The 25224-nt window shown below is 62.1% G+C and carries 24 protein-coding genes; 19 read left to right on the top strand and 5 right to left on the bottom strand.

Translation table 11 applies throughout. From position 1 onward, the window contains the following. The first annotated feature begins 74 nt into the window (after nt 1-74). Genes mraY through DWW03_RS04150 form a run of 5 tightly spaced genes read left to right on the top strand, consistent with a single transcriptional unit; the run spans nt 75 to nt 5564 of the window. A complete protein-coding gene (gene mraY / locus DWW03_RS04170; protein ID WP_022062121.1) occupies nt 75-1319 on the top strand; it encodes a phospho-N-acetylmuramoyl-pentapeptide-transferase in 1245 nt (414 codons plus the stop codon). A 1-nt stretch (nt 1320) separates the two neighbouring features. Next, nucleotides 1321-2670 carry a UDP-N-acetylmuramoyl-L-alanine--D-glutamate ligase gene (gene murD / locus DWW03_RS04165; RefSeq protein ID WP_022062120.1) on the top strand — a complete coding sequence of 450 codons (1350 nt, stop codon included), beginning with the start codon at nt 1321-1323 and terminating at the stop codon, nt 2668-2670. Nucleotides 2671-2673: 3 nt separating this feature from the next. Then, nucleotides 2674-4047 carry an FtsW/RodA/SpoVE family cell cycle protein gene (locus DWW03_RS04160; protein ID WP_118406359.1) on the top strand — a complete coding sequence of 458 codons (1374 nt, stop codon included), beginning with the start codon at nt 2674-2676 and terminating at the stop codon, nt 4045-4047. 10 nt (nt 4048-4057) lie between these two features. Then, on the top strand, nt 4058-5116 hold the full coding sequence (locus DWW03_RS04155) for a TlpA disulfide reductase family protein (protein ID WP_022061176.1): 1059 nt from the start codon (nt 4058-4060) through the stop codon (nt 5114-5116). 52 nt (nt 5117-5168) lie between these two features. Beyond that, nucleotides 5169-5564 (top strand): RNA-binding S4 domain-containing protein, encoded by a 396-nt coding sequence (locus DWW03_RS04150; protein WP_015546857.1) that lies wholly within the window; start codon nt 5169-5171, stop codon nt 5562-5564. A gap of 436 nt (nt 5565-6000) precedes the next feature. Here DWW03_RS04150 and pth read toward each other — a convergent pair whose 3' ends face one another. From pth to galE, 3 genes are all read right to left on the bottom strand, one after another. After that, nucleotides 6001-6564 carry an aminoacyl-tRNA hydrolase gene (gene pth / locus DWW03_RS04145; protein ID WP_015546856.1) on the bottom strand — a complete coding sequence of 188 codons (564 nt, stop codon included), beginning with the start codon at nt 6562-6564 and terminating at the stop codon, nt 6001-6003. 9 nt (nt 6565-6573) lie between these two features. After that, entirely contained in the window at nt 6574-7146 is a 573-nt protein-coding gene (locus DWW03_RS04140) for a 50S ribosomal protein L25/general stress protein Ctc (RefSeq protein WP_015546855.1), read from the bottom strand. Nucleotides 7147-7394: 248 nt separating this feature from the next. Next, on the bottom strand, nt 7395-8426 hold the full coding sequence (galE, locus tag DWW03_RS04135; protein WP_022061175.1) for a UDP-glucose 4-epimerase GalE: 1032 nt from the start codon (nt 8424-8426) through the stop codon (nt 7395-7397). Nucleotides 8427-8651: 225 nt separating this feature from the next. Between galE and kbl the strand changes: the two genes are divergently transcribed. Both kbl and DWW03_RS04125 read left to right on the top strand, forming a co-directional pair. Beyond that, complete coding sequence (gene kbl, locus DWW03_RS04130) at nt 8652-9839, top strand: glycine C-acetyltransferase (RefSeq protein ID WP_022061174.1); 1188 nt, start codon at nt 8652-8654, stop codon at nt 9837-9839. 9 nt (nt 9840-9848) lie between these two features. Further along, the gene (locus DWW03_RS04125; protein WP_022061173.1) at nt 9849-10322 is read left to right on the top strand and encodes an Lrp/AsnC family transcriptional regulator; all 474 of its coding nucleotides are present in this window, start codon (nt 9849-9851) and stop codon (nt 10320-10322) included. 111 nt (nt 10323-10433) lie between these two features. Here the strand turns inward: DWW03_RS04125 and DWW03_RS04120 are convergent, their stop codons facing one another. Both DWW03_RS04120 and DWW03_RS04115 read right to left on the bottom strand, forming a co-directional pair. Then, a complete protein-coding gene (locus DWW03_RS04120; protein WP_015546853.1) occupies nt 10434-11417 on the bottom strand; it encodes a CorA family divalent cation transporter in 984 nt (327 codons plus the stop codon). Between the two features lie 69 nt (nt 11418-11486). Further along, nucleotides 11487-12044: an MqnA/MqnD/SBP family protein gene (locus tag DWW03_RS04115; RefSeq protein ID WP_118406358.1), complete on the bottom strand. Its 558-nt coding sequence runs from the start codon at nt 12042-12044 to the stop codon at nt 11487-11489. A gap of 356 nt (nt 12045-12400) precedes the next feature. Here DWW03_RS04115 and DWW03_RS04110 point away from each other — a divergent pair, with 356 nt between their 5' ends. The 12 genes from DWW03_RS04110 (at nt 12401) to DWW03_RS04055 (ending at nt 25214) form a co-directional block, all read left to right on the top strand. Then, complete coding sequence (locus DWW03_RS04110) at nt 12401-13450, top strand: hypothetical protein (protein WP_015546852.1); 1050 nt, start codon at nt 12401-12403, stop codon at nt 13448-13450. Continuing rightward, the gene (locus tag DWW03_RS04105; RefSeq protein WP_022062674.1) at nt 13441-15801 is read left to right on the top strand and encodes a hypothetical protein; all 2361 of its coding nucleotides are present in this window, start codon (nt 13441-13443) and stop codon (nt 15799-15801) included. Before DWW03_RS04110 ends, DWW03_RS04105 begins: the two co-directional genes overlap by 10 nt. Further along, entirely contained in the window at nt 15801-16061 is a 261-nt protein-coding gene (locus DWW03_RS04100; protein ID WP_022062675.1) for a hypothetical protein, read from the top strand. Before DWW03_RS04105 ends, DWW03_RS04100 begins: the two co-directional genes overlap by 1 nt. Before the next feature lie 2 nt (nt 16062-16063). Next, a complete protein-coding gene (locus DWW03_RS04095) occupies nt 16064-16936 on the top strand; it encodes a Clp protease ClpP (RefSeq protein ID WP_118406357.1) in 873 nt (290 codons plus the stop codon). Between the two features lie 185 nt (nt 16937-17121). Further along, complete coding sequence (locus DWW03_RS04090) at nt 17122-18099, top strand: hypothetical protein (RefSeq protein WP_022062677.1); 978 nt, start codon at nt 17122-17124, stop codon at nt 18097-18099. 69 nt (nt 18100-18168) lie between these two features. Beyond that, a complete protein-coding gene (locus DWW03_RS04085; protein ID WP_022062678.1) occupies nt 18169-19395 on the top strand; it encodes a phage portal protein in 1227 nt (408 codons plus the stop codon). A 560-nt stretch (nt 19396-19955) separates the two neighbouring features. After that, nucleotides 19956-20429 carry a hypothetical protein gene (locus DWW03_RS04080; RefSeq protein ID WP_022061219.1) on the top strand — a complete coding sequence of 158 codons (474 nt, stop codon included), beginning with the start codon at nt 19956-19958 and terminating at the stop codon, nt 20427-20429. Next, complete coding sequence (locus tag DWW03_RS04075; RefSeq protein WP_015546846.1) at nt 20404-20829, top strand: phage holin family protein; 426 nt, start codon at nt 20404-20406, stop codon at nt 20827-20829. Before DWW03_RS04080 ends, DWW03_RS04075 begins: the two co-directional genes overlap by 26 nt. Further along, a complete protein-coding gene (locus tag DWW03_RS04070) occupies nt 20822-21223 on the top strand; it encodes a hypothetical protein (RefSeq protein WP_022061220.1) in 402 nt (133 codons plus the stop codon). Before DWW03_RS04075 ends, DWW03_RS04070 begins: the two co-directional genes overlap by 8 nt. Nucleotides 21224-21257: 34 nt before the next feature. Continuing rightward, nucleotides 21258-22736 (top strand): ComEC/Rec2 family competence protein, encoded by a 1479-nt coding sequence (locus DWW03_RS04065; RefSeq protein ID WP_118406356.1) that lies wholly within the window; start codon nt 21258-21260, stop codon nt 22734-22736. After that, nucleotides 22733-23878 (top strand): THUMP-like domain-containing protein, encoded by a 1146-nt coding sequence (locus tag DWW03_RS04060; RefSeq protein WP_022061094.1) that lies wholly within the window; start codon nt 22733-22735, stop codon nt 23876-23878. The genes DWW03_RS04065 and DWW03_RS04060 overlap by 4 nt, the downstream gene beginning before the upstream one ends. A 31-nt stretch (nt 23879-23909) precedes the next feature. Beyond that, entirely contained in the window at nt 23910-25214 is a 1305-nt protein-coding gene (locus DWW03_RS04055) for a YhjD/YihY/BrkB family envelope integrity protein (protein ID WP_022061093.1), read from the top strand. Nucleotides 25215-25224: the final 10 nt, after the last annotated feature.

Here is a 25224-nt window from a genome sequence, read left to right as displayed (position 1 = left end):
TTCATTTGTTCGCTTGTCGTAATGCCATCGTATGGTAATTTTTAATTTTTCATTCTTAATTTTTAATTGAAACCATGCTTTACCATCTATTCAGGTACCTGGACGAGGCCTACGACCTCCCCGGCTCGGGAATGTTCCAGTACATCTCCTTCCGCGCCGCGGCAGCCATCATCCTCTCGCTGCTGATCGTCATTATCTTCGGACGTTCGATCATCGACTTCCTGCGCCGCAAGCAGATCGGCGAGGAGATCCGCGACCTCGGGCTTCAGGGCCAGTTGCAGAAGAAAGGCACGCCCACGATGGGCGGCGTGATCATTCTCGTCGCCATCCTGGTCCCGATGCTGCTCTTCGGCAAGCTGGACAACGTCTACATCCAGCTGCTGCTCGTGTCGACGGTCTGGCTCGGCCTGATCGGCGGTCTGGACGACTACATCAAGGTTTTCCGCCACAGGAAGGAGGGGCTGAAGGGCCGTTTCAAGATCGTGGGGCAGGTGGGCCTCGGCGTCATCGTCGGAACGACCATGTGGCTCTCGCCCGACATCGTCGTGCGCGAGAAGGTCACGCAGCCCGTGCAGACGGTCTATCTGAACGAGAACGGCACGGTGCTCGAAACGGTTCAGCGCCACGTGGTCGTCAGCTCCGAGAGCCTCAAGACCACGCAGACGACCATCCCCTTCGTCAAAAACAACGAGTTCGACTACGGATGGCTGACGGGCGGAAACTCCGTTGCCACATGGATTCTCTACGTGCTGGTCGCGATTTTCGTGGTGACGGCCGTGTCGAACGGCGCCAACCTCACCGACGGCCTGGACGGTCTGGCGACGGGAGTTTCGGTCCCGATCGTCGCCGTGCTGGGGGTGCTGGCCTATCTTTCGGGCCACATCGTCTATGCCGACTACCTCAATATCATGTACATCCCGGGCAGCGGCGAGATGGTGGTCTTCGCCGCGGCGCTGGTGGGGGCGCTGGTGGGTTTCCTGTGGTACAACTCCTTCCCGGCCCAGATCTTCATGGGCGACACGGGTTCGCTGGCCATCGGCGGCGTGATCGCCGTTTTCGCGCTCTGCATCCGCAAGGAGCTGCTGCTGCCGCTGCTGTGCGGCGTCTTCCTCGTGGAGAGCTTCTCGGTGATGATGCAGGTCGGCTGGTTCAAGTACACCAAACGCCGCTACGGCGAAGGGCGTCGCATCCTGCTGATGTCTCCGGTCCACCACCACTACCAGAAAAAGGGCATCTTCGAGACCAAGATCGTTCTCCGTTTCTGGATCATCTCGCTGCTGTTGGCGGCCATTACGCTGGTAACGCTGAAAATAAGATAATATGAAACAGATCGTCGTTCTGGGCGGGGGAATCAGCGGCTACGGTTCCGCGATCCTCGCCAAAAAGAAGGGGTTCGGGGTCTTCCTCTCCGATGCGGGGCGCATTGCCGACCGTTACAAGGCCAAGCTGGACGAATGGGAGGTCCCCTACGAGGAGGGCGGCCACACCGAGGAGCGCATCCTCGCGGCCACGGAGGTCGTCAAGTCGCCCGGCATTCCCGATACGGCCCCGATGGTGCGCAAGATCCGCGAGGCGGGCATTCCGGTGATCTCCGAAATGGAGTTCGCGGGCCGCTATATGGGCAAGGCCAAATGTATCTGCATCACCGGATCGAACGGGAAGACCACCACCACGTCGCTTATCTACAAGATCATGCGCGACGCGGGGATGAACGTCGCCCTCGGCGGCAACATCGGCGAGAGTTTCGCCTGGTCGGTCGCTACGGGCGACTACGATTGGTATGTGCTGGAATTGAGCTCTTTCCAGTTGGACGGAATGTATCGGTTCCGGGCGCATGTCGGGGTGCTGATGAACATTACGCCCGATCACCTCGACCGCTACGACCATTGTTTTCAGAACTATGCCGACTCGAAAATGAGAATCGTGCAGAATATGACCTCGCGCGACTGGTTCGTCTACTCGGGCGATGACGAGGTGATCTGGAACGAGATTCCGAAGTACGATTTGAGGATGCGCCAGCTGCCCTTCGCCGCTAAAAACGCCGTGGCGAGCGGTGCGGGCGACGCGTTTCTCTGCGACGGAAAATTCACCGCAACGGCCGGCAAGGCGTCGGTGGAGATCGACACCGCAAAGTTGCAGATCAAGGGGCTTCACAACGCCTACAACGCCATGGCCGCGGCCCTCGCGACCCTTGCGGCGGGCGTCGCCCCGGCGAAGATCCGCAAATCGCTCTACGCCTTCGCGCCCGTCGAACACCGGCTCGAACCCGTGGCGGAAAAGGACGGCGTGCTGTGGATCAACGACTCGAAGGCCACCAACGTCGATTCGGTTTACTATGCGCTGGAGAGCATGACGCGCCCCGTGGTGTGGATCGCCGGCGGGACCGACAAGGGCAACGATTACGAGCCGCTGAAGGCCTTCGCCCGGGCGAAGGTGCACACGCTGGTGTGCATGGGTCTCGATAACGCCAAACTGGTCCGGGAGTTCACGGGCGTGGTCCCGGAGGTGGTCTCGACCGATTCGCTCGAAGCGGCCATGACGGCCTCGAAGGCCGCGGCGCGTCCCGGCGATGCGGTGCTGCTGTCGCCTGCCTGCGCGAGTTTCGATCTTTTCCGGAATTACGAGAACCGCGGCGAACTGTTCAAGAACTGGGTCGAAGAAAAAGCATAGCCGATGGTGCGGGACGAGAGCAGATACGACGACCGGGCGACGGCGGAGGCGGCGCGCGACGCTGCGCCGCGCGGCGGCAGGCGGACTTCGGGGAGCGGTGACGCGGCCTCCGGCGAGGAGTGCGCCTGCGGGACGGGAACGGCCGGGAAATCGGGGTTCCGCCTCTTTACGGGCGACCGCGTGCTGTGGATCATCGTCGCCGCGCTGGCGGTGATCTCGGTGTTGGTGGTCTACTCCTCGACGGCCAAGATGGCCTACGACGCCCATACGGCCCGTACGACGGCGCATTTCCTGCGTCAGCAGTTGTTGCTGCTGGTCGGCAGCCTGCTGATCATGGTCGCCGTGCAGAAGATCAACTGCCGCATTTACAATCTTCTGGCCCGGCCGGCCTATTTTCTTTCGGTGGCGCTGACCGTCGCCGTCTATTTCATCGGAGCAACGACCAACGGCGCAGCCCGCTGGATTCCGCTCGGCCCCTTCCAGTTCCAGCCCTCCGAGGCGCTGAAGGTCGCCACGGTGCTGTTCCTCGCCCGGCAGCTCGCCGGACGGCAGTCGAAGATCGACAAGATACGCATCGTGCCGACGTGGAAGTTCTGGACGTGGCGTTCGTCGCCCGTGCAGCGAAAAATCTGGCGCGAGGGTACGCGCCCCATTCTGCTGCCGGTCGTCGTTTCGGCAATGGTGATCTTTCCGGCGCACACTTCGTCGGCCGTGCTGGTGTGCCTGGCGTCGTGGGTGATGATGCTCATCGGACGCGTCCGTTTCGGGGAGCTGATGAAACTCGTGGGATGGGGCGTTGCGGCCATCGTCGTTATTATGACGCTGAACCTCGGGCGCAGCGAGACCGCCGAAGGGCGCGTTTCGACGTGGATTCACCTCTGGACCAAGTCGCAGACCGAGAAACCCATCGAACACCTCTCCGACACGGAGCGTTCGATGATCGCCATTTACAACGGCGGCATCCTGGGCGAAGGCGCCGGGCAGAGCGCCATGCGCGTGGAGATGATCCACCCCGAGAGCGACTATGCCTATGCCTTTTTCGTCGAGGAGTACGGCTTCATCCTGGCCGTGCTGCTGCTGATGCTCTACCTGTGGGTCTTCTTCCGGGGAATCGAGATATTCCGGCGGTGCGGAACCGCCTTTCCGGGATTGCTGGTGCTGGGGCTTGCGTTGCTGATCACGTGTCAGGCGCTGCTGCATATCATGGTGACGGTGAACCTGATCCCCGAGACGGGGCAGACCCTGCCGCTGATTTCGCGCGGCGGCTCGTCGATGCTCTTCACGATGATCGCCTTCGGGATGATCCTGAGCGTCAGCCGCCAGAACGACGAACAGTCGCACGACCGGCCGAAAAGCGAAACGTTGTACGAAAAATAGGAGAAAACCGATGAAACAACCGCTCTCCCTGCTTGTTGCCGCGGTGGCCGCAACGGCTTGCGCTCCCGCCGTTCCCGCCGGCGAATTCCGGATTGTCGGAAAAATCGAGAACGTGCCCGACGGCGCGGTAGTGCGTCTGTATGAACCGCAGGGGCAAATGTTGCGGGGAATAGGCGTGGATACGCTGGCAGGCGGTCGGTTTTCCTTCCGGGATACGGTCGCTTTCCCGAAAGTTGTTCAGATCAGTGTGACGGTTGGGGATTACCGGGGCGGTACGCTCGATGTTTGGGTTGCCCCCGGCAAACGTATCGAGGTCCGTGGTGAGGATAAGCAGGCTTGGCTTTGGGAGGCCGCTTCGGACATTGCGGAGCAGGCGGACGAAGACATGTACCGTGCTCTGGTCGAACCTCAAATCTGTGAGTTGAATTGGTTTCAGGACATGCTGAATACACAGCAGGATTTTGCCCGTTATATGGAGCTGTTCGGGCAAGTGTCGGAGAAAACCGTCCGTCGTATGCAGACGGCTCCCGTGACGCGGGTCTGGTTGAACAAACTGGCCGAATGCGCCCGTCTTTTGCAGTTCGGAATAGGTACAGCTCACAAGGCCGAAATGCTTGCGCTTTACGACCGGATGACGGAAGAACAGCGGCAGTCTCCGATGGGCCGGCGGATTGACGCTTATCTCAATCCGGCTCCGGCGGTCGGAGTCGGAGACCGGCTGGTGGACGGGGATCTGTACGATGCGGATGGGAATCTGCATCGCCTGGCGGAATTCATCGGGAAATATATTTTGCTCGATTTCTGGAGTGCGGGCTGCGGTCCGTGCGTACAGGCGATTCCCGAACTGCAAGAGATCGCACGAAAGTATGCCGGCAGGGTTGCGGTTGTGAGCATCAGCCAAGACCCGAAGCCGGTGTGGAAGGAGTTTATTGCCGAAAAGCAGTTGGTCGGAAACCAATGGAACGAACTTGTAGACGGAGATACCAGGCTTGGGATGCGTTATGGGGTAAAGGAAATTCCGCATTTCGTGCTGATCGCTCCCGACGGCCGGATTCAGGATGTATGGTAGGGTTACGGCAAGGGGAGCCTGCTGGAAAAAATGGAGCAAAACATCAAGTGATATGGACGATATTCGTTTGGACAAGTATCTTTGGGCGGTGCGGGTGTTCAAGACCCGCAGTGATGCCGCAGATGCCGTGCGCACGAACAAGGTGACGGTAAACGGCGCTTATGCCAAGCCTTCGCGCGAGGTGAAAATCGGCGATGTGATCGCCGTGCGCAAAATGCAGGTGACCTATTCCTACAAGGTGCTCGATCTGGTGTCGAGCCGTCAGCCGGCGAAAAACGTGCCTCTTTACTGTCTCAACGTTACTCCGCAGGAGGAGCTGGACAAACTCAACGTTCCGCGCGAGACGATCTTCATCGTCCGCGACCGCGGTACGGGCCGTCCGACCAAGAAGGAGCGGCGCGAACTGGACGGGCTGATGGAGGAGATCTATTACGACGAGGAGGAATAAAAGGAGAATCCCGGCAGGAGCGCAATCCCGTCTTTTTCCTGAAGAATTTGAAGAGAAAAAGAAGGCATCCTGCCGGGTTCTTTTTTCAGCGGAATCCGGCAGGTCCGCGCAAAACGAAAGGGCGGCGCCGAATCCCGGCATCTGAGGCTTTTGGCGGGCCCTGCACAACCAGAAAACAGCACACACCCTTCCGGGGGTGCTGTATCTGTTGTGCATAAAATTCGCCAAAATTTCAGATGCTTCGATACAACGTACTATGTCAAGAACGCAATAAAGTCGGAACTCTCCTTACAAAGGTACTAAAAAGCCGGAACGTATCCAAAACCGAACCGTCTTGCGGTTCGGCAAAACCTCCGGACCTTTAAAAGGGTCGTACAACCTCAAAGGTAACGAAAAAAAGCGGAAATGCAAAAAAGCGGCCCGAAAGCCGCTTTTCCTATTTCTTGTTGAAATTGGTCATGGTCAATTGGGTTCCCACGGTCGCGAACGACCGGATGGCGTCGACAAAGACCTTCAGCCGTTCGGGAAGGGCCTTCCGTTCCTCGTCGGTCCATTCGCCCAGTACGTATTCCACCTGGTGCCCCTTCGGGAAATCGCCGCCCACGCCGAAGCGCATGCGGGCATACTCCTCCGTTCCGAGCAGTTCGGAGATGTTTTTCAGTCCGTTGTGCCCTCCGGCGCTCCCCTTCGGGCGCAGGCGCAGCGTGCCGAAAGGCAGCGCGATGTCGTCCGAAACGACGAGCAGATTCTCCGGCGGAATCTTCCCGGCGTCCATCCAGTAGCGGACGGCCTTGCCCGAGAGATTCATGTAAGTCGAGGGTTTCAGCAACACCAGTGTCCGGCCCTTGTACTTCGCTTCGGCCACGTCGCCGTAACGTTGGGTGGTAAAAACAGTGTTGGACGCCTCTGCAAGGGCGTCCAACACGTTGAAACCGATGTTGTGACGGGTTTCGGCGTATTCGGCGCCGATATTCCCCAGCCCAACAATGAGGTATTTCATATTCCCGGCTTATTTCGCAGCCTCGGCAGCTCCGCGCGACGCACGGGTTACGCGAACGGCGCAGACGGCGGTCGTAGCGGGGGTGATGAACTTCAGGTTCTCGAACTCGAGGTCGCCGACGAAGATGGTCTTGCCTACGCCCAGTTCCGTAACGTCCACGACGATTTCGTCGGGAAGGTTCTCGACCAGTGCGCTGACGACCAGTTTGCGGGCCGACAGGGCCAGCTTACCGCCGACCTTCACGCCCTCGGCGTTGCCGGTCAGGCGTACCGGAATGGCGATTGATACGGGTTTGCCCTCGGCGATGCGGTAGAAATCCAGGTGGAGGATCTCCTCGCGTACGGGGTGGAACTGTGCCTCACGCAGCACGGCCTGCTCTTTCTTGCCCTCGATGTCGAACTCTACGATGTAGGAGTTCGGGGTGTAGATCAGGGGTTTGATCTCGCGGGGGTCTACCGAGAAGGTCTCGGTTTCGCCGTTGCCGCACAGTACGCAGGGGACCATGCCCTCGCGGCGAATCGCCTTGGCGGCCTTCTTGCCGAAATCAGCGCGTTTTACGGCCTTGACTGAAATGGTTTTCATAATGAAAATTTGTTTTTTAATGTGTGTTGCCTTCGGCGGTTCTCAATGCGGACTCGCGGACCGCATCCCATTTCCGCCTGCTTTGGGAGCGCAAAGATAAGGTAAATAATTAAGAATTAAAAATTAGGGATTAAAAATTGTTTCACAACCCGCAATTGTCCAAAACGTTTGGACGTCTGCGGTGAGTTGTAAAAGCGAGCCTCGACTTTATCAGAGTCGGGACTCGCCCAATTTTTAATTTTTCATTTTTAATTTTTAATTCCCCGAATGTGCTTCTCCCAGGCCCAGGCGGCGGCGAGCGTCTGGTCGAGCGTGCGCTCGGCAGTCCAGCCCAGTTCGGTGTTCGCCAGCGTGGGATCGGCCCAGATGGCGATGATGTCGCCCGCACGGCGCGGTGCGATCTTGTAGTTGAGCTTCAGGTGGTTGACCTCTTCGAACTTGCGCACCAGTTCCAGCACCGAGACGCCGCGGCCCGTGCCGACGTTGAAAATCTCGTAGGCCTGCTTGTTCTTGTCGCCGGCCATGCGGTTGATCGCCGCCACGTGGGCTTTGGCGAGGTCCACGACGTCGATGTAGTCGCGGATGCACGACCCGTCGGGCGTCGGGTAGTCGTCGCCGAAGACCGAGAGGCACTCGCGCAGTCCGGCGGCGGTCTGCGTGATGAAGGGCACGAGGTTCTGCGGCACGCCGCGCGGCAGTTCGCCGATCAGCGCCGAAGGATGTGCGCCGATGGGGTTGAAATAGCGCAGCGCGATGCCTTTCATGCCGGGGTAGGCGGCGAGCGAGTCGCGCAGGATGTCCTCGCACATCTGCTTGGTGTTGCCGTAGGGCGAAGTGGCCGGCTTGCGGGGCGTCTGCTCCGTCACGGGCTGCTTCTCCGGCTCGCCGTAAACGGTGCACGACGACGAGAAGACGATGTTCCGGCGGCCGAATTCACGCATCAGGCCGATGACGTTCATAAACGAGGTGAGGTTGTTGCCGTAGTATTCGAGCGGCTTCTGCACCGACTCGCCCACGGCTTTCGACGCTGCGAAGTGGATCACCGAGTCGAATTCGTACTGTTCGAAGACCTTGCGGAAAGCCGCCCGGTCGCAGCAGTTGACCTCGACGAAGGGGATGTCCACGCCGGTGATCTTGCGCACGCCTTCGACGGCGTTGAGGTCGCTGTTCGAAAGGTTGTCGACGATCACCACGTCGTAGCCGGCGTTGATGAGTTCCACGGAGGTGTGCGAGCCGATGTAGCCTGCACCGCCGCTGACCAATACACACGATTTTTTCATAGGTAGCTGGTTGTTATTTGAGCAACAAAGGTATTAAAAAATTATGCGGCGGCAAAAAAACGCCGCCGAAAAAACCGCCCGGAAGCCTTGGTGGCGTGGCGAATAACAAATTGTAACCCGGCGTGAGAAAAAAGCGTTCGGGGAGTGTCTGTTTTCGGAAATTTATCGTACATTTGTAACAGATCGACACTTTGCACTCGGAATTTCATCAAAAAATTAACGGATATGTACGGGAAAATCAAGGAGCACCTGCAACATGAACTCGCCGAAATCGAGGCGGCAGGGCTTTACAAACGGGAACGGATCATCGCTTCGCCCCAGCGGGCCGAGATCGAGGTTGCAGGTCGGAAGGTGCTCAACTTCTGTGCCAACAATTACCTCGGACTGTCGGACAATCCGCGGCTGATCGAGGCGGCGAAGAAAGCAATGGATGCCCGCGGCTACGGCATGTCGTCGGTGCGCTTCATCTGCGGCTGCCAGGACATCCACAAGGAGCTGGAGAAGGTTATCGCCGACTATTTCGGTACGGAGGACACGATTCTCTACGCCGCCTGCTTCGACGCCAACGGCGGCGTGTTCGAACCGCTCTTTTCGGAGGAGGACGCCATCATCTCCGATTCGCTGAACCATGCTTCGATCATCGACGGCGTGCGTCTGTGCAAGGCCGTGCGTTACCGCTACGCCAATGCCGACATGGGCGAACTGGAGGAGTGCCTGAAGAAGGCGCAGGCCCAGCGGTTCCGCATCATCGTCACCGACGGCGTATTCTCGATGGACGGCAACGCCGCACCGCTCGATCGGATCTGCGCTCTGGCGGAAAAGTACGACGCGCTGGTGATGGTCGACGAGTGCCATTCGGCGGGCGTGCTGGGCGAAACGGGCCGCGGCATCACCGAACTCTACGACCTGCGCGGGCAGGTGGACATCCTCACGGGTACGCTCGGCAAGGCATTCGGAGGCGCCGTAGGCGGATTCACCACCGGCCGCAGGGAGATCATCGACATGCTGCGCCAGCGTTCGCGTCCCTACCTTTTCTCGAACTCGCTGCCCCCTGCCGTGGTCGGCGCCGGGATCGAGACCTTTAAGATGCTCGCGGAGAGCCACGAACTGCACGACCGGCTGGTGGCCAACGTCGAACATTTTCGTGCCGGAATGATGGCGGCGGGTTTCGACATCAAACCCACCCAGTCGGCCATCTGCGCCGTGATGCTCTACGACGCCAAACTGTCGCAGGAATTCGCCGCGAAATTGCAGGACGAGGGCGTTTTCGTCACGGGATTCTACTACCCGGTGGTTCCCAAGGGTCAGGCGCGCATTCGCGTGCAGGTCTCCGCAGGCCACACCATCGAACAGCTCGACCGCTGTATCGCCGCCTTCACGAAGGTCGGCAAAGAACTGAATGTCATCAAATAACTTACTGCCATGGCTAAAACCGCATTGGACGCGATCGACCGCAAGATCCTCAAATACCTCATCAAGAATGCGCGCATGCCTTTTCTGGAGATCGCCCGCGAATGCGGCATCTCCGGCGCCGCCATTCACCAGCGCATCCGCAAGCTCGACGAGTCGGGCGTGATTCTCGGGAGCCGCCTGATCGTCGACCCCAAGATGATGGGCTTCGACGTCTGCGCCCACATCAGCATCACGCTCAAGGACCCGCAGCTGCTGAAACAGACCGTCGAGGAACTGCGGAAAATCCCCGAGATCGTCGAGGCGCATTTCATCACCGGCAAGGGCAACATCCTCGTCAAACTCTACTGCGTGGACAACGAACACCTCATGCGTACGATTTTCGACGGCATTCTGCGCATTCAGGGCATCGCCACCACCGAGACGAACATTTCGTTGCAGGAGGTGTTCCAGCGCGAGGTGAATATCGACTTTATCGACGAATAGGTTGCAGATTGCCGGAGGTATCTCCGTACTGATGACACACAAGGGGGCTGTATACAATACAGCCCCCTTGTGCGTTTTGGTGCAATCCGCGTCCTGCCGGAACTTGAAGTGTCAGAGCCATTTTTTGTACTTGAAGTACCAGATCGTCAGGGCCGAGCAGAAGATCATCAGCCCGATGGCGAAGATGTAGCCCAGGGGGATGTTCCAGCCGTTGCCGAGCGTCAGCGTCCAGTCCAGTTCGGGCATGAACTTGAAGTTCATGCCGTAGATCGAAGCGATGAGCGTCGCGGGCATGAAGATCACCGCCGCCACGGAGAAGATCTTGACGATCTCGTTCTGTTCGATGTTGATCAGACCCAGCGCCGCGTCCTGGATGTAGTCCAGTCGCTGGAAACTGAAATCGGCGTGGTTGATCAGCGAGTTGACGTCCTTGATCATCAGCTGCAGGCGCGGATAGATGTCGTTGGGGAAACGTTCGGAACGCAGGATGCCCGACAGCACGCGCTGGCGGTCGAAGATATTCTCGCGCAGCGACATGGTCGATTCCTGCAACGCGCTGATGCGGTGCAGCACCTCCTTGTCGATCGAATTCTCGGAGTTGATGTCCTTCGAGAGCGCCGCGACCTGCTTGGCGATCAGCTCCACGAGGTCGGCGTCGAAGTCGATGCGCACCTCCAGCAGCGAAATGAAGAGGTGGTAGCCCGTCGAATAGCTGCGGTAGTTCATCTGGAGCCGTTTTTCCGTCTCGCGGAAGGTCCGGAACTCGGCGCTGCGCACCGAGACCAGCACACCCTCGTTCGAGATGATGAACGACACCGGTTCGACGATGAACGAGTCGCCCGTGGGGACGAAGAAGTTGGAGTTGGAGATGATGGAGTTCTCGTTCTCGGAGTATTTCGACGTCGACTCGATCTCCTCGACCTGCTGTTTGGTCTGGAGGCTGATCTCCATGAAGTTCTCGACGGCCTTCTGCTCCTTGATCGTGGGCAGCAACATGTCGATCCACAGGATGTCGTCGTAGCCCAGTTCATCGAAGAGCTTGGTGTCGGCATTGCGGATGATCTTGTTGTATTGCTTGAGGTAAATTGTAATCATAAGACGCTCTCTTAAAGTTCGTGAATCCGTTTACGTGCAGAGAGGCGGATCTCCGGTCCGCTAAGCTCTTCAGCCGGGATTGGCTCTCGGAACCGCCTTGAGGCCCGAGTTCCAGAACTTTTTCAGCGCTTTGTCTTTCTGATTGTCGAAGATGTAGTCGAAATGTGCGAGTTCCGCGTAGGCGCGCCCGGGATCGGCCGCGAAAGCCGATTCGAGAATCGCCTCGTAGCCGTGTTCGAGTCCGTAGGTCAGGGCATGCTGCAAGGTCTCGACGGCGTCGGGGTCCGTGTCGGCGTGCGCCGCCCAGACGGCGAAGGCGCAGGGAAGTTTTCCGAACGGTTTCCACGCCCCGACCAGCGCGTCGTCGCTGGCGAGCAGGGCCTCCTTCGATGCGGGAACGCCTCCGACGCAGTATTCGGTGACGATGCGCGCGTCTGTCAGCGACGGCATGGCGGCGGCCGGAATCAGGGCGATGTCGGCTTTGTGCTCGGAAAAGGCTTGGATTGTTTCGGCGGGGTCGGACAACAGCAATCCGGCGCGGAGGTTATCTTCGTGCTGGATACCATAGATGAATGGCGTCGTGCTGAAGCACGACACGACGGCTATACGTGGAACTATGACCATCATCCATAAGGTGTAAAACTGTTGGTTTGCGAAACAAAGGTACGACAAAATCCCGAAGTTTTTCTATAAAATGTGGAAAAAGTGCATCGGGGTCTTGACAAGGGGGTGTCCGGTGTCGTATATTTGCCGTACGATTCACAGCCGGCCGGCAGGGACGGCAAAGTTATCAACATCGGGAAACGCTTCTGTTTCCGCATTTTGTGAATTGTTATCTCCATTTATCGACAAGTTTTAAACCCGTTGTCAACAATCCGGTCGCCTCTGTGCCTGTGATGCCGGAAGTGTCAAAAGCATCCGCATGCCGCATTGCGCCGTGTCCTGCGGCGAATGAATACAGTCATCTCTCTTAAAAATCCATTATGCTATTTACTCGAATTCCGCAACAGTACGCCCCGCTCGGCGGGGAACTCCGCTACGCCGTCAGTCAGGAGACGGCCGGAAACATCGACATCCGCATCGTCGATGCGGCGGCCGGGTCCGCAGCCGGAATCGGCGCGGCGGTCTCGCCCGGCGGTGCAGACAGAGCCGGCACGCGCGGACCGGTCGGCGACGGCAGTGCGCTGCTGGGTGCAAAACGTTTTGCGGCCGTCGCCGAGGCCGCGTTCGATGCGGCGCCCTACCTCCGGCGACGGCTGCATTTCACGCCCGCAACGGGGCGGACCGGATTTTACCCCGCCGAAGGACGGACCGTCACGGCCGTCGTCGAGGCTGCCGGGACGGATGGGGAAGCGGCCGCGGCGGTCGCTCCGGCGCGCACGTTTCTGCCCGGCGACGCCCCCGGAACGCCCGGCCTGCGGACCTCGATGCCGCTCGTGCGTCTGATCCCGGAGGACGCATGCGACGAACTGACGCTGCTGACCGACGGACCCTGCATCGTGACGGTGACGGCCGAGGCCGGGGACACCGCGACGGCCGAAAGTTACCGCGCGAGCGAGGCGGGGCTGCACCTGTTTCGTCTCGACATGCGCGATTTCCCGGGCGCGGAGCGTGTGACGGTCGATGCCGGGACGTGCGGCACGGTCGTCTATTCCGTGACTCCGGCCGTTCAGGGACAGGTGCGGCTGGCTTGGCGGAGCAGCGCCGGATCGGTCGAGCACTACACCTTTCCCATCGTGCGGACGACAACCGTGCGCACCGAAAGGCGCGAGGCGGAGGGTCCGCAGGGACGTGTGGTCGCGGCGGCGGAAACAGACCGCGAAATAGTGCTCGTATCGGCCTACGAGACCCGGAGCATGCTGGAGCCGCTGGCCGAACTGACAGCGACGGCAGCGGCATGGATCGTCACCGAAAAGCGTTATATACCCGTAGACATCGCCACCGAAGAGGCCGTCGTACAGCGGCGCGGCACGTTGAGCTGTCTGGAGATCGCCATTCGCCCCAAACGTAAAAAACACGCAGCATGGAACTGAAAATCGACGGACAGATTTGCGACCTGAAGGCGGGGAGCATTGCCGTTCCCGGCTACGATGCCGCACGGCTCGCCGATCCGGAGGCTTGCCGCGAAGGGCGGTCGCTGAAAATCCCGATTCCCGCGACGCCGCGCAACGATGCGCTCGTGGGGTTTGCCTGCGACCCGCACGCCGCCGGCGGGTTCAACGACGCGCTCCACACGGCGGAGCTGTCGGCCGAAGGTTCGGTGCTGATCGGCGGAACGGTGCGTCTGCTGGCCGCGTCGGGAGAGGGGTACACGCTCGAAATCCGCGACGGAGGGGCCGGATGGGCCGAAAATGCCGCCCGCCGCATGTTTTCCCGATTGGGGGTGGCGTGGGACAATGTCCTGACCCCGACGGCGATCGTCGAGAGCTGGACGGACGACTCCCCGGTGAAGTTCTTCCCCATCCACCGCGACGAATACCGTCGGCAGAACAGCTCCTCGGACCTGCTTCCGGCGGAACGCCTGCTCTCGGTGGAGGACTACCACCCGTTCCTGCACGTCGCCACGCTCGTCGGGCAGATTTTTCGGGAGGCGGATTACGAGGTGAAGAGCCGCTTTTTCGAATCGGCGTTTTTCCGGTCGCTCTACATGAGCGGGGCCTACTCCTCGCGCGACACCACGGCGGCGGCCGGCCGCATGGGCTTCTCGGCGCGGCGGCTGGCTCCAGCGACGGCTGCGGCGAACGAACTGGGGCGGGTTTCGGCCAACCCCAAGGCCGTCGCCAACACCGTGGGCAACATCGTCGACACGGCCACGCCCCAGAGCGTCGACGCCGACGGCGAGGCGATCGACGGGCTTTTCAACAACGGCAACTGTTTCTCGACGGACAACGGCAAGATCGTCTTCACGCCGCCGACGGAGATCAGCGTCGGGTTCGAATACCGCCTGAAATACACCACCGCCCACCGCATCGTCTCGCGGACGCGGCTCAAGGGCTTCGATACGGTGTATCTCGGTCCCGGGGCCGAGTTCCGGTTCGAGCTGGCCAACCGGTACAGGGACCTCCGCGAGGCCGTTGCGCCGAATTTCACCTACCGCGCGCTGGTTTTCGATCACCTCGCCGGGGCGCAGTACCGCCTGACCTACACCCGCAACGGCGTGCCCGGCACGGTGTGGACCGACTTTGCGGCCCGTTCGGCGCAGGTCACCACCCCGGCCTCGGGGACCGTCGCCGATCCCGTGCTGCTGGTCCGCAGCGGTTCGCAGTGGGTCGCCTACCGCGGCGACTGGGCGCTCTACAACGGCTACGTCGGCGAGACGGGGCAGACGATGGTCGAGGTGCGGCTCCGCACGGCCGCCGAGAGCGTTTCGCCCGCATCGCCCAAGTATTTCAATCTGATCTACTTCGCGGGGGCGGAGCCCGGGATGGCGCTGACCCTGCACAAGGAGTGCTCGCTGCGGCCGCGCTTCCTCTCGGCTCCGGGATTCGGGTCGCGGATCGCATTCGCCGACGTGGCGCAGCACCGTATCCGGCAGTCGGAACTGCTCGATGCCCTCGCGCATCTGTTCAACCTGCGGTTCTACACCGAGGAGGCGACGCGGAGGGTCTGGATCGAGCCGGAAGGGGAGTTTTTCGGTGCGGGGCCGGAGACGGACTGGAGCGGCAGGACGGACTTTTCGCAGCCTGTCGAGCGGCGGCCGGTCGCCCCGGAGATTCACGAGGTGCGGACGTGGCGGTACCGGGACGGCGACGGCGCGGTGGCGCGCTTCGACGCCGGGGAGGAGGCTCCGCTCGGGGCGTGGAGTTTTGCGGCGGATTCCTACGCCGCGATGCAGGGCGAAAAGGTGCTGCGCAATCCGCTGTTCAGTCCCTCGCTGAATGCCGCGGGGCATTACCTCAATGCGCCGTCGGCGCTGATTCCCGAGGTCGGCGACCGCGACGACGCGGAGGAGGACGGAACCAACTTCACGCTCCGCATCGTCCGCTACGCCGGGATGCATCCGCTGCCCGGCGACGAGCGGTGGGGGTATCCTTCGGGGCGTTCGGAGTATCCGCTCGCGGCGTTCCATTTCGCGGGGGACGACGCTGCGGAGGGGTTCACGCTCTGTTTCGAGGACCGCGACGGACAACAGGGGCTGCACCGCTTCTACGACGGGCAGGTGCGCCGGGAGGCCTCCCGTGAGCGGATCATCCTCTCGCTGCGGCTCGCGCCTCACGAATTCGAAGCCCTTCTGACGCCCGGAACGGGAGCGCCGGACATCCGTTCGGTCTTCCGCATCGACACCGGAGCGGGCGTGGTGCGGGCCGCGCTGCACGCCGTTGGCGACTACGACCCGGCGAAAGCCTCGGTGCGCTGCACGTTCAACCGCCTCATGGAAGACTGATGACGCGGCACGACGAACTGTTGGCCGAAGCGGTGCTTCGGGAGGTCCGGGGGCTTACGACCCGGCAGGCGGTATTGCGGTTGTTCGAACTGGGGCTGGTCAGTCGCCGGGGGTGTGAACAGCGCGCGATCCGTGACGAAATCGGGCGGCTCGAAAAGGAGGGCATGTCCCGTTGCGAAGCCTTCGAGGTCACAGCCGGGAAATTCTGCTGCTCTTACGAGAAGGTGCGCAACGCATTTTACAACACTTACAAACATTAATCATGAAATCGGAAATTCAAATCAACAACACGGCCGGGGTCTGCCAGATCGACATCGAAGGGACCATCGGCGTACCCGAGGAGTGGCAGTTCGAAGAGCCTGACGCCCGGGTGGCGACCTACGAGCGTTTCCGCGACACCCTGCGGCGCATTGCGGAGATCGAGGCCCCGGAGGTGGTGGTCAACATCCGCTCGACGGGCGGCGACGTGAACGACGCGCTGCTGATCCACGACGCGCTCCGGCAGCTCCCGGCGCGGGTCACGACCCGCTGTTACGGCTATACGGCCTCGGCTGCGACGATCATCGCCCAGGCGGCGTCGGAGGGGTGCCGTCTCCTGTCGGCCAATGCCCTCTATCTGATCCACACGGCCATCTGTTCGACCGAGGGAAATGCCGCGGAGATCGCCGGGAAGATCGACCTGCTGCACCAGACCGATGCGCGTATCGCCGCGGTCTATGCATCCCGTTCGGGGCGTCCGGCCGCGGAGTTCGAGGCCCTGATGGCCGAGAACAACGGCAACGGCCGCTGGCTCGCACCCGAGGAGGCCGTTGCGGCGGGACTGGCCGACAAAGTGGTCGAAGCTGCGGAGCAGCCGGCGTCCTCGCTGGCGCGGAATATCGCCCGGGGCTGGGAGCGTTTGCTGGCCAATATCGGTTTGCGGCCCGGCCCGGCGCTTCCCGCCGACCGCAACGTTCTCCATTTCGACGGGGAGGTGCAGGCTCTGCGCAGCCGTTCGGCTGTTGCGGCCGACGAAGCCCGCCGGCAGGCCGCGCCGACCTCCACGCAGCCGCGCGAGGACCCTTCCTGCGGCGACACGGTCCGCTCGGCCAACGAACGCGCCTATGCCGAAGACGCCAGGCGCATGCGCAATTAAAAATTAAGAATTGAAAATTGCCAAGCGGGGGGGCTTCGGGCTGCCGATTCACCGGAGGCGAATCGAAAATCTGCCGGTCAGGAACAAAAGGAGGTTTCGGCCTAAAATGGAAGTCCGGCGATACCCGCCCTGCGGAGGCAAAACAAACAACCAAATTCATCAACCATTTAAAACCAAAAACAACCATGACTTACCTCGAAAATTCGAAACAGTACACCGGTTCCGACCTCGAAAACATCTTCTTCCGCCCGATGCTCACCGGGGAGTCGGCGCAGGACCTCGGCGTGCGCGTACTCTACAACATGCCCCAGCCCACGCACGTCCAGCTCTGGGACGGCCAGCGCAACATCCTCCAGAAATTCACCTCCGCAGGCTGGGCCGGGGGCAAAGCGGCGACCAAGTACGAGAAGACGGTCAATCTTAACCGGGTGAAGGCCGAACTGGGATTCTCGGCCGCCAACTACTTCTCGATGGTCTACGAGAAGGTCTCGTCGCTGGTCAACACCCACATGGACGACCTCTCGGGCACGGAGCTCGAACAGGCCGAAACGGCGCTTTTCAAACAGGCCCTCGCCGAGAATATCCGCGTCACGATGTGGATCGGCGACACCTCCGCGGCGTCGGGTTACAACACCTTCGACGGACTGCTGAAGCGCATCAACGGTCTGGTCGACGACGACGGCGTCTATAACTTTTCCTACCAGGCGGCCGCGCTCGAAGACCCGGCCTATGTGGTCGAGCTGTTCGACAAGCTGTGGGCCGGGGCCGATCCCCGCATCCCGGGCCTCAAGGCCGACGACCGGCTGGCCTACTTCGTCTCGTCGGACATCTACCGCCTCTACGAGAAGTACCTCGATGCAAAGGGCGCCGACGCGGCCTACGCCGATGCGATGAACGGCCGCCGGACGCTGGCCTACCACGGAATTCCGGTCGTGGACGTAAGGCTGGGCAGCTACCTCGGCGCCACCTCCTTCCGCCAGTCGTTCGTCATGCTCACCGACCGCCGCAACCTCGTGCTGGCCGTCAACACGGCCGACATGCCCGGCAACGAGGTGCGCATGTGGTACAACCCCGACGAGATGGAGAACCGCCAGCGTGCGGTCTTCATGGCCGGAACCCAGATCCTCGACGAGGCGCTGATCTCCTTTGCATACAAGCAGTAAAAACCCGGGAACGCGCATCCGCAGGGGCTTTCCCCGCGGATGCCGCGTCCCTGAAATCCGAAAAACGCCATGAGCAAAACGAAAAAAATCAAGACGGCCGTGGGGGTTGCCGACCGCACGGACCCCTATTATGCGCTGGGTTCGTCGCGGGTCGAGAGCGACAAATTCTGGCGCTGGGGCGACGACAACCTCTTCCCGGCGGCGCTGGCGCTGATGGCCCGGCGTTCGACGACCCACCGGCGCATCATCAACGACAAGGCCGACTACATCTCCGGCAAGGGATTCACGTGCGACGAGGCGCAGCAGCCGCAGCTGGCGGCCTTCGTCCGGTGCGTCAACGGCCGGGGCGAGAGCCTTCGCCAGGTGCTGGGCAAACTGGCCTTCGACAAGTCGCTGTTCGGCAACGCGTTCCTCGAAGCGGTCACCGACCCCGGGCACACCTTTCTGTCGCTCTACCACCAGGACGCCTCGCGCTGCCGCGTGGCCCGCGACTCGAAGCACGTCCTGCTGCACCACGACTGGGCGGCGTTCAAGCCCGCCGAGGCGCGCTCGCTGCCGCTCTACCCCGACTTCGAAGCGCAGGAGGACGGCACGCTGCGCTCGATCGTCCATTACAAGGATTACGAACCGATGTTCGAACACTACGGCGTGCCGCCCTACATCGCGGGGTTCAGCGTCTCGGCGATCGCCTGGAAGACCGACCGCTGGAACATCTCGCGCCTCGACAATTCGTTCCAGCTGTCGGGCGTGATGATGCTCGACTCGTCGGTGGACAACGAGGCCGAGGCCGAACGCATCGTGCGGCTCGCCGAACAGAAGTTCGCCGGGAACCCCGGGCAGGTGATGTTCGTCATCCGCGACGGCGGCGAGGATGACAATTCGCGCTTCATCCCCATTGCCGCGCAGAACGAGGGCGACTGGCAGGCGCTGCACGAACAGGCCGTCGGCGACATCGTCGTGGCCCACTCGTGGTTCCGGACGCTGAGCGGACTGGACTACGCTGCGGGATTCAGCGCCGAACGCATTCTGCACGAATACGAGGTGGCGCTCAACACGGTGATCCTCGCCGAGCAGGACGAGCTGACGGAGCCGATCCGCGCCGTCATCGCCTCGGTGCTGGGGCTGGACACGACGTCGCTGCAAATCGTCAACCGCCCGCCGACCCGCTCGAAACCCATCTACATGAAGGTCTGGGAGGCCCGCAAGGCCGACGGACTCGACTACGACCCGGAGGATGAACGCCAGCAGGCGTTTTTATCCGAGATTACGAAGTATAATATTAGAAGTATCGAATAAAATGCATAGCTTCCGCGGGGCATTCTGCCGCTTTTGCCGCGAAAAGCGACATGCGGATGGTTTTGGCGCTTTTAACTTCGCTACGCTCGTTTTCCTCCTTCTGGCACGGCATAGCCCGCAAGCGGTCTCTGCTCGTGCTGCGTGCGTCGGTTGACATCAAAAGTACAGAGAAATCCGCGACGATGTCGCGGGTGTTTTGTACCTTTTTTCCGCAAAAAGGTACCCAAAAACTCCCCGGCGGATGCCTTTGCCTACTTTGTCCCGTCTAACGTTCGAAACGGGCGCCTATTCGCGGGTTTGCAAGCAACCCGGCCCCGTTTCTTGCCACTTTTAGCCGGGCCTTCGTTTCACGGCTCCGGCATCGGGCCGGGATCTTTCGCCGCCAAAGGCGGCGCAGGCGTGAGACGCCTGTTTTATGGGTGCTTGCACAGAACGGGATCGCAGTATCCTGCCGTCGCCCCTGAAAGCGGTTTCAAACCGCTTTACGCTTTTTGCCGAGCGGGATTCTCATCACGTGACATCGGCAAACTTTCAACTTTTCACTTTTAACCTTCCACCTTATGAATACGTTAGTCACACCCCTCCAGGTGCTGAAACTCGCCTTCGGCGAAGGGGAATACCTGCCGCCGGAGATCATTGCCGAAGCCGACATTGCCGGAGCCGAACAGCGTCACATCGTCCCCGTCGTGGGACGGGCGCTCTACGAAAAGCTCCTCGCAGGCTCCTATCCCGATTTCCGGACCGAATACCTCGCCTCCCCGGCAGCCCTCTTCACGCGCGCCGTCCTCCAGCCGCGGCTCGACGTCCGCACCGGGCAGTGCGGCACGACGGCTCCGAAATCCGCCTATGCCCAGCCGGCCGGGGACACGGCCCGCCGACACCTGCGGCGCGCCCTGCTGGCCCAGGCCCGCACGCTGCTGCACCGCGCCGCGGAGCACCTTCGCGCACACCGGGATGAATTCCCGGAATACGATCCCGAAAACGACATCTTCAACCGCTGTACGACCGATGGAGGCTTTGTTCAGATTCGTTAGCGGCGTGGCGGCGGGGATCGCCGCGCTGTTCGCACCGATCGGGCCGCTGGCGGCCACGACCGTCGTCTTCATCGGCGTCGATTTCCTCTCGGGAGTGGCGGCCGACCGCGCTGCGGCCCTCCGCGAAGGGCGCGCATGGTATTTCGAGAGCTGCAAGGCGTGGCGCACGGTGCTCAAGCTCGCCCTCGCGCTCACGGCGATCTCGATGGCGTGGCTGATCGACAGCTGCGTGCTGGATTTCATGCGGCTGAACCTCGCGCGGCTTCTTACGGGGTTCACCTGCGGCGTGGAACTGTGGTCGTTTCTCGAAAACGCCGCGCAGCTCTCCGACGCTCCGCTGTTCCGCTGGCTGCGCCGCTACGTGCACCGCCGCATCCGGAAGGAGGCAGGCGATGAGTAGGGGTTTGTCGAATTGCAATCCGGGGAACATCCGGCAGTCGAAGGTGCGTTACAAGGGCGAAGTGCAGCCCTCCCGGGACCCGGCCTTCAAGCAGTTCGAGTCGCTGGCCTGGGGCTACCGGGCCGTCTTCGTGCTGTTGCATACTTACCGGGTCCGCCACGGCCTGCGGACCGTCCGCGGGATGATCTCCCGCTGGGCGCCGCCCGTGGAGAATCACACCGAAGCCTACATCCGCGCCGTGGCCGCCGACACGGGCATCGACCCCGACGAGCCGCTCGACACGCTCGACCCGGCGACGATGATCCCCCTGGCCGCCGCCATCTCGCGCGTGGAAAACGGCACGGCGGCGGACCGCGGCGAAATCGAGCGCGGCTGGGCGCTGTTTTCCGACTGATTTTGCTATCTTTACGGCTCAATAGACTGTCCGGATGAAGATTTCCCGCCTGCCCGACCGGCTCGACCGTATGCCGATGCTCAAGATTCTCGTGTTTTTCGCCGCGGGAATCGCGCTGGCGGACCGCTACGAACTGCCCCTGTGGTTTCTCGCAGGGGCTTTCGTCGTGACGGGCGTGCTGGCCCTGTCGCTGCGCTCGTCGGCCGCCACGGCCGCAATGATCCTCACGGCGGGGTTCGCCGCGGCGCAGTTCCGTGCGCCCCGGGCCACCGTGCCGCGGGGCGTGCACACGGTCTATGAGGTTACGGTCGAGGGGTTTCCGGCCGACCGGGGCCGTTATGCCGTCGCCGATGCGTCGGTGGCGGCATGGCGCGATCCGGCCGACGGACGCTGGCACGCTTCGGACGCCCGTATCCGGCTATACGCCGATTCGCTTGCGGGGTTGCATGCCGGGGAGCGCATCCGCTGCCGGGGCGCGGTGCGGCCGTTTCGCGGCGGTGCGGAAAGCTATCGCCGCCTGATGGCGCGGCGGGGCTACGCCGGAACCCTGTGGATTGCGGAGCGGACGCTTCTCGAACGGCTTCCGGACCGGCATGCAGGCCTGCACCGCAGGGCGGTCGAAAGGCTCTCCCGGCTGCCGATGAGCGCCGGGGCTGCGGCCGTCGTCGAGGCCATGGCGGCGGGCGAGCGGCGCGGCGTCACGCCCGAACTCCGCACGGCGTACTCCCGGAGCGGGTTGTCGCACCTGCTGGCCGTATCGGGACTCCACACGGGGATCGTTTTCGCGCTGGTCAATCTCGCGCTGTGGTGGCTGCCGCTTTTCAGGCGGGGACACCTGCTGAAAAACCTGCTGGCGGCCGTTGCCGTGTGGCTTTTCGTCGCGGCGGCGGGGTTTCCGCCCAGCGCCGTCCGGGCCGCGGCGATGTGCACGGTCCTGCAGGCGGCGCTGGCCTCGGCGTCGGAATACGTTGGGCTGAACGCCCTGGCCGCGGCGGGATTCGGGATGCTGGTCTGGAATCCCAACTGGCTGGGCGACATCAGTTTTCAGCTGTCGTTCGTCGCCGTGGCGGCCATCCTCGCCTGGGGCGTGCCGCTCTGCCGCCGCTGCCGGACCCGGTGGAAGGGCGTGAACGTCGTCGTCGACGCCTATCTGATCGGGTTCGTGGCGACTGCCGCCACTGCGCCGCTCGTTTCGCACACGTTCGGCGTCGTGCCGCTGGCCGGACTGGTGGTCAATCCGCTGGCCATCGCGCTGGCCGGGGTCGTGGTGTTCGGCGGCGCATTGTGGATGCTCGCACCCGTCGGATTCCTCGCCCCGGCGTTCGGGTTCGTCACGGGGAGCGCCGCCGAAGGGATCAGCGCGCTGGCCCGGCTGACCGCCTCGCTGCCCGGAGGTGCGGCCGATTACACCCTCGGCGGATGGCCGACGGCGGCGGTCTACGCCGTTTTTGCGCTTGCGACCCTTGCGGCGTGGAGCGGCGAACCGAAAAAAAACGTACCTTTGCGGACGTGATTACCCCCGAAGAATACTCCCTCCTGCTCACGGACGAAGTGCGGCGCGCCGTCGCCGCCGCACGGGGCCGCGACCCGCTGGAGGTGGCTCTGGACCGCACCGTCCCCCACGCCCGGCTCGTGGCCACGCAGGTCAAGTACCTCGCGCGGGCTGCGCAGAAACTCCCTTCGTACGCCGCGGCGCAGTGCATCCTGCCGCCGCTGGCCTTCGAGCAGGCGTCGAGCGAGGCGTGCGCCGCCCACAAACTCCTCGAAGGCGACACGGTGCTGGACCTCACCTGCGGGCTGGGTGCCGACGCCCTTTTTTTGAGCCGCCGCTTCCGCCGTGTGGTGACGCTCGAACGCAATGAAATGCTGGCCCGCGTGGCCGCGGAGAATTTTTCCAGAATGGGCGTCGCGAATGTCGACGTAGTGAATGCCTCCGCCGAGGAGTATCTCCGACGCGACGGCCTGCGTTTCGATTGGATTTACGCCGATCCCGACCGCCGTTCGGACAAGGGCCGCAAACTGGTGCGGCTGGAGGATTGTTCGCCCGACATCGTCGCCCTGAAGCCGCGTCTGAAGCAGGTTTCGGGGCGTCTGTGCGTCAAGAACTCCCCGCTGTTCGACGTCGGCGAGGCCCTCCGGCTCTTTCCCGACAGCCGCGTGGAGGTGCTCTCGCTCGGCGACGAATGCAAGGAGGTCGTGGTCTATGACGACGGCTCGGGACCGCTCGTCACCGCCACGGCTCTCGGGCGCGGGAGTTTTTCGGCCGCTCCGGGCGAGACCGCACCCCCTCCGGGCCGTTTCGACCCGGAGCGTTACGGCTATCTGGTGATCCCCGACGTGTCGTTGCAGAAGGCCCGTCTCGCGCGGATTCACCTTGCGGGAAAAGCCGACATCTGGAGCGACAACGGCTACGGCTTCGCCGTGGAGGAGCCGGAAGGCGTGCTGGGACGAACCTTCGCCGTCGAAAGCATCGAACCCTACGATCCCAAACGGCTCAAGCGCGAACTGAAAGGCCGCGAGGCGGAGGTGCTCAAGCGTGATTTCCCGCTCGCTGCCGAGGAGTTGATGCGCCGCCTGGGGCTGCATGCCGGGGCCGGCCTGCGGCTGGCCTTCACGAAAATCGGGAACGATTTTTGGGTTATCCGTTTAAAATAGCTACATTTGCCTGATTGCCAGGCTGCGACTTATGAAATTCAGCGATTTTCTGACATACTTCACCGACACGATTTTCCGGCGCGACGTCACCGAATGGCGCAACCCCGTCGTGCGGTGGCTCGTGCAGCAATACCGCCTGCTGTTCTACACGGCCCGCGGCCTGCTCGAACACGGAACCATCGTCCGTTCGGCGGCGCTCACGTTCTACACGCTGATGTCGCTGGTGCCGATTCTCGCGGTGGTATTCGCCGTGGTGAAAGGATTCGGGCTGGCCGACGGACTGATCGAAAACCTCTACGGTCTCTTCCCCCGAAACCCCGACATTGTCGACTACATCGTCAACTTCGCCGAAAACGCCCTGGCACGTACGCAGGGCGGCGTGGTGGCCGCCGTGGCGCTGGTCATGCTTTTCTGGGCCGTGATCCGGGTCTTCGGGTCGATCGAAAGCGCCTTCAACAACATCTGGGAGGTCAAGGTCGAGCGCAGCATCACCCGCCAGTGGACCGACTACATCGCCGTGGTGATGATCGTGCCGATCCTCTGGATCGTGGCCAACGCCGTGGGCAACTATGCCGAGCAGCTGCTCGGATTCGACGACAGCTGGTATTTCAACCTGCTGTCGCACCTTGCCTCGATGATCGTCATCTGGGTGATGTTCACCTTCCTCTACATCGTCATACCCAACGCCAGAGTGCGTTTCGGCAGCGCCCTGATGGCCGGCATCGTCGCCGGGACGATTTTCTTGCTCTTCCAGTGGGGCTACGTCTACGTGCAGCGGTGGATGACCTCGTACAACGCCATCTACGGCAGTTTCGCGGCCCTGCCGCTGCTGCTGATCTGGATGCAGACCTCGTGGGAGATACTCCTTTTCGGCGGCGAGCTGTCGTTCGCCTATCAGAATATCGCGCGTTTCGGCGAGGAGCGCGAATCGCTCCTGATCAGCTACGACCAGCGGCGCAAGGTGCTGCTCGCGGTGATGCTCACCGTCGTGCGGAATTTCCGCGACCGGGGCGGGGCGCTGCCTGCGGACGAGATCCGCGAACGCCTCGACCTGCCCACGCGCATCGTCAACGACGTGCTGTTCCAGCTCGTGCAGGCCGGGCAGCTGATCGCCGTGCGCAGCGGCGACGGCGAGCGGGAAACGGCCTTCACTCCGGCGCACGACATCGCGTCGATGACCGTCTACGGCGTGCTGGAGGCGGTCGAACGGTCGGGGCAGACCACTTTCGACCTCGGGCAGACGCCCGAACTGGCGCGCATCGACCGCGAACTGGAGACGCTCAAAGAGTCGGCCCGCCGGTCGCAGGACAACGTGCGGCTGACCGACCTGCTGTAATTATGAATTC

This window comes from Alistipes sp. AF14-19, from assembly GCF_003461645.1.
GTDB lineage: Bacteria > Bacteroidota > Bacteroidia > Bacteroidales > Rikenellaceae > Alistipes > Alistipes shahii.
The sequence above is the reverse complement of the archived record's forward strand: the minus strand, read 5'-3'. Positions and strand labels throughout refer to the sequence as shown.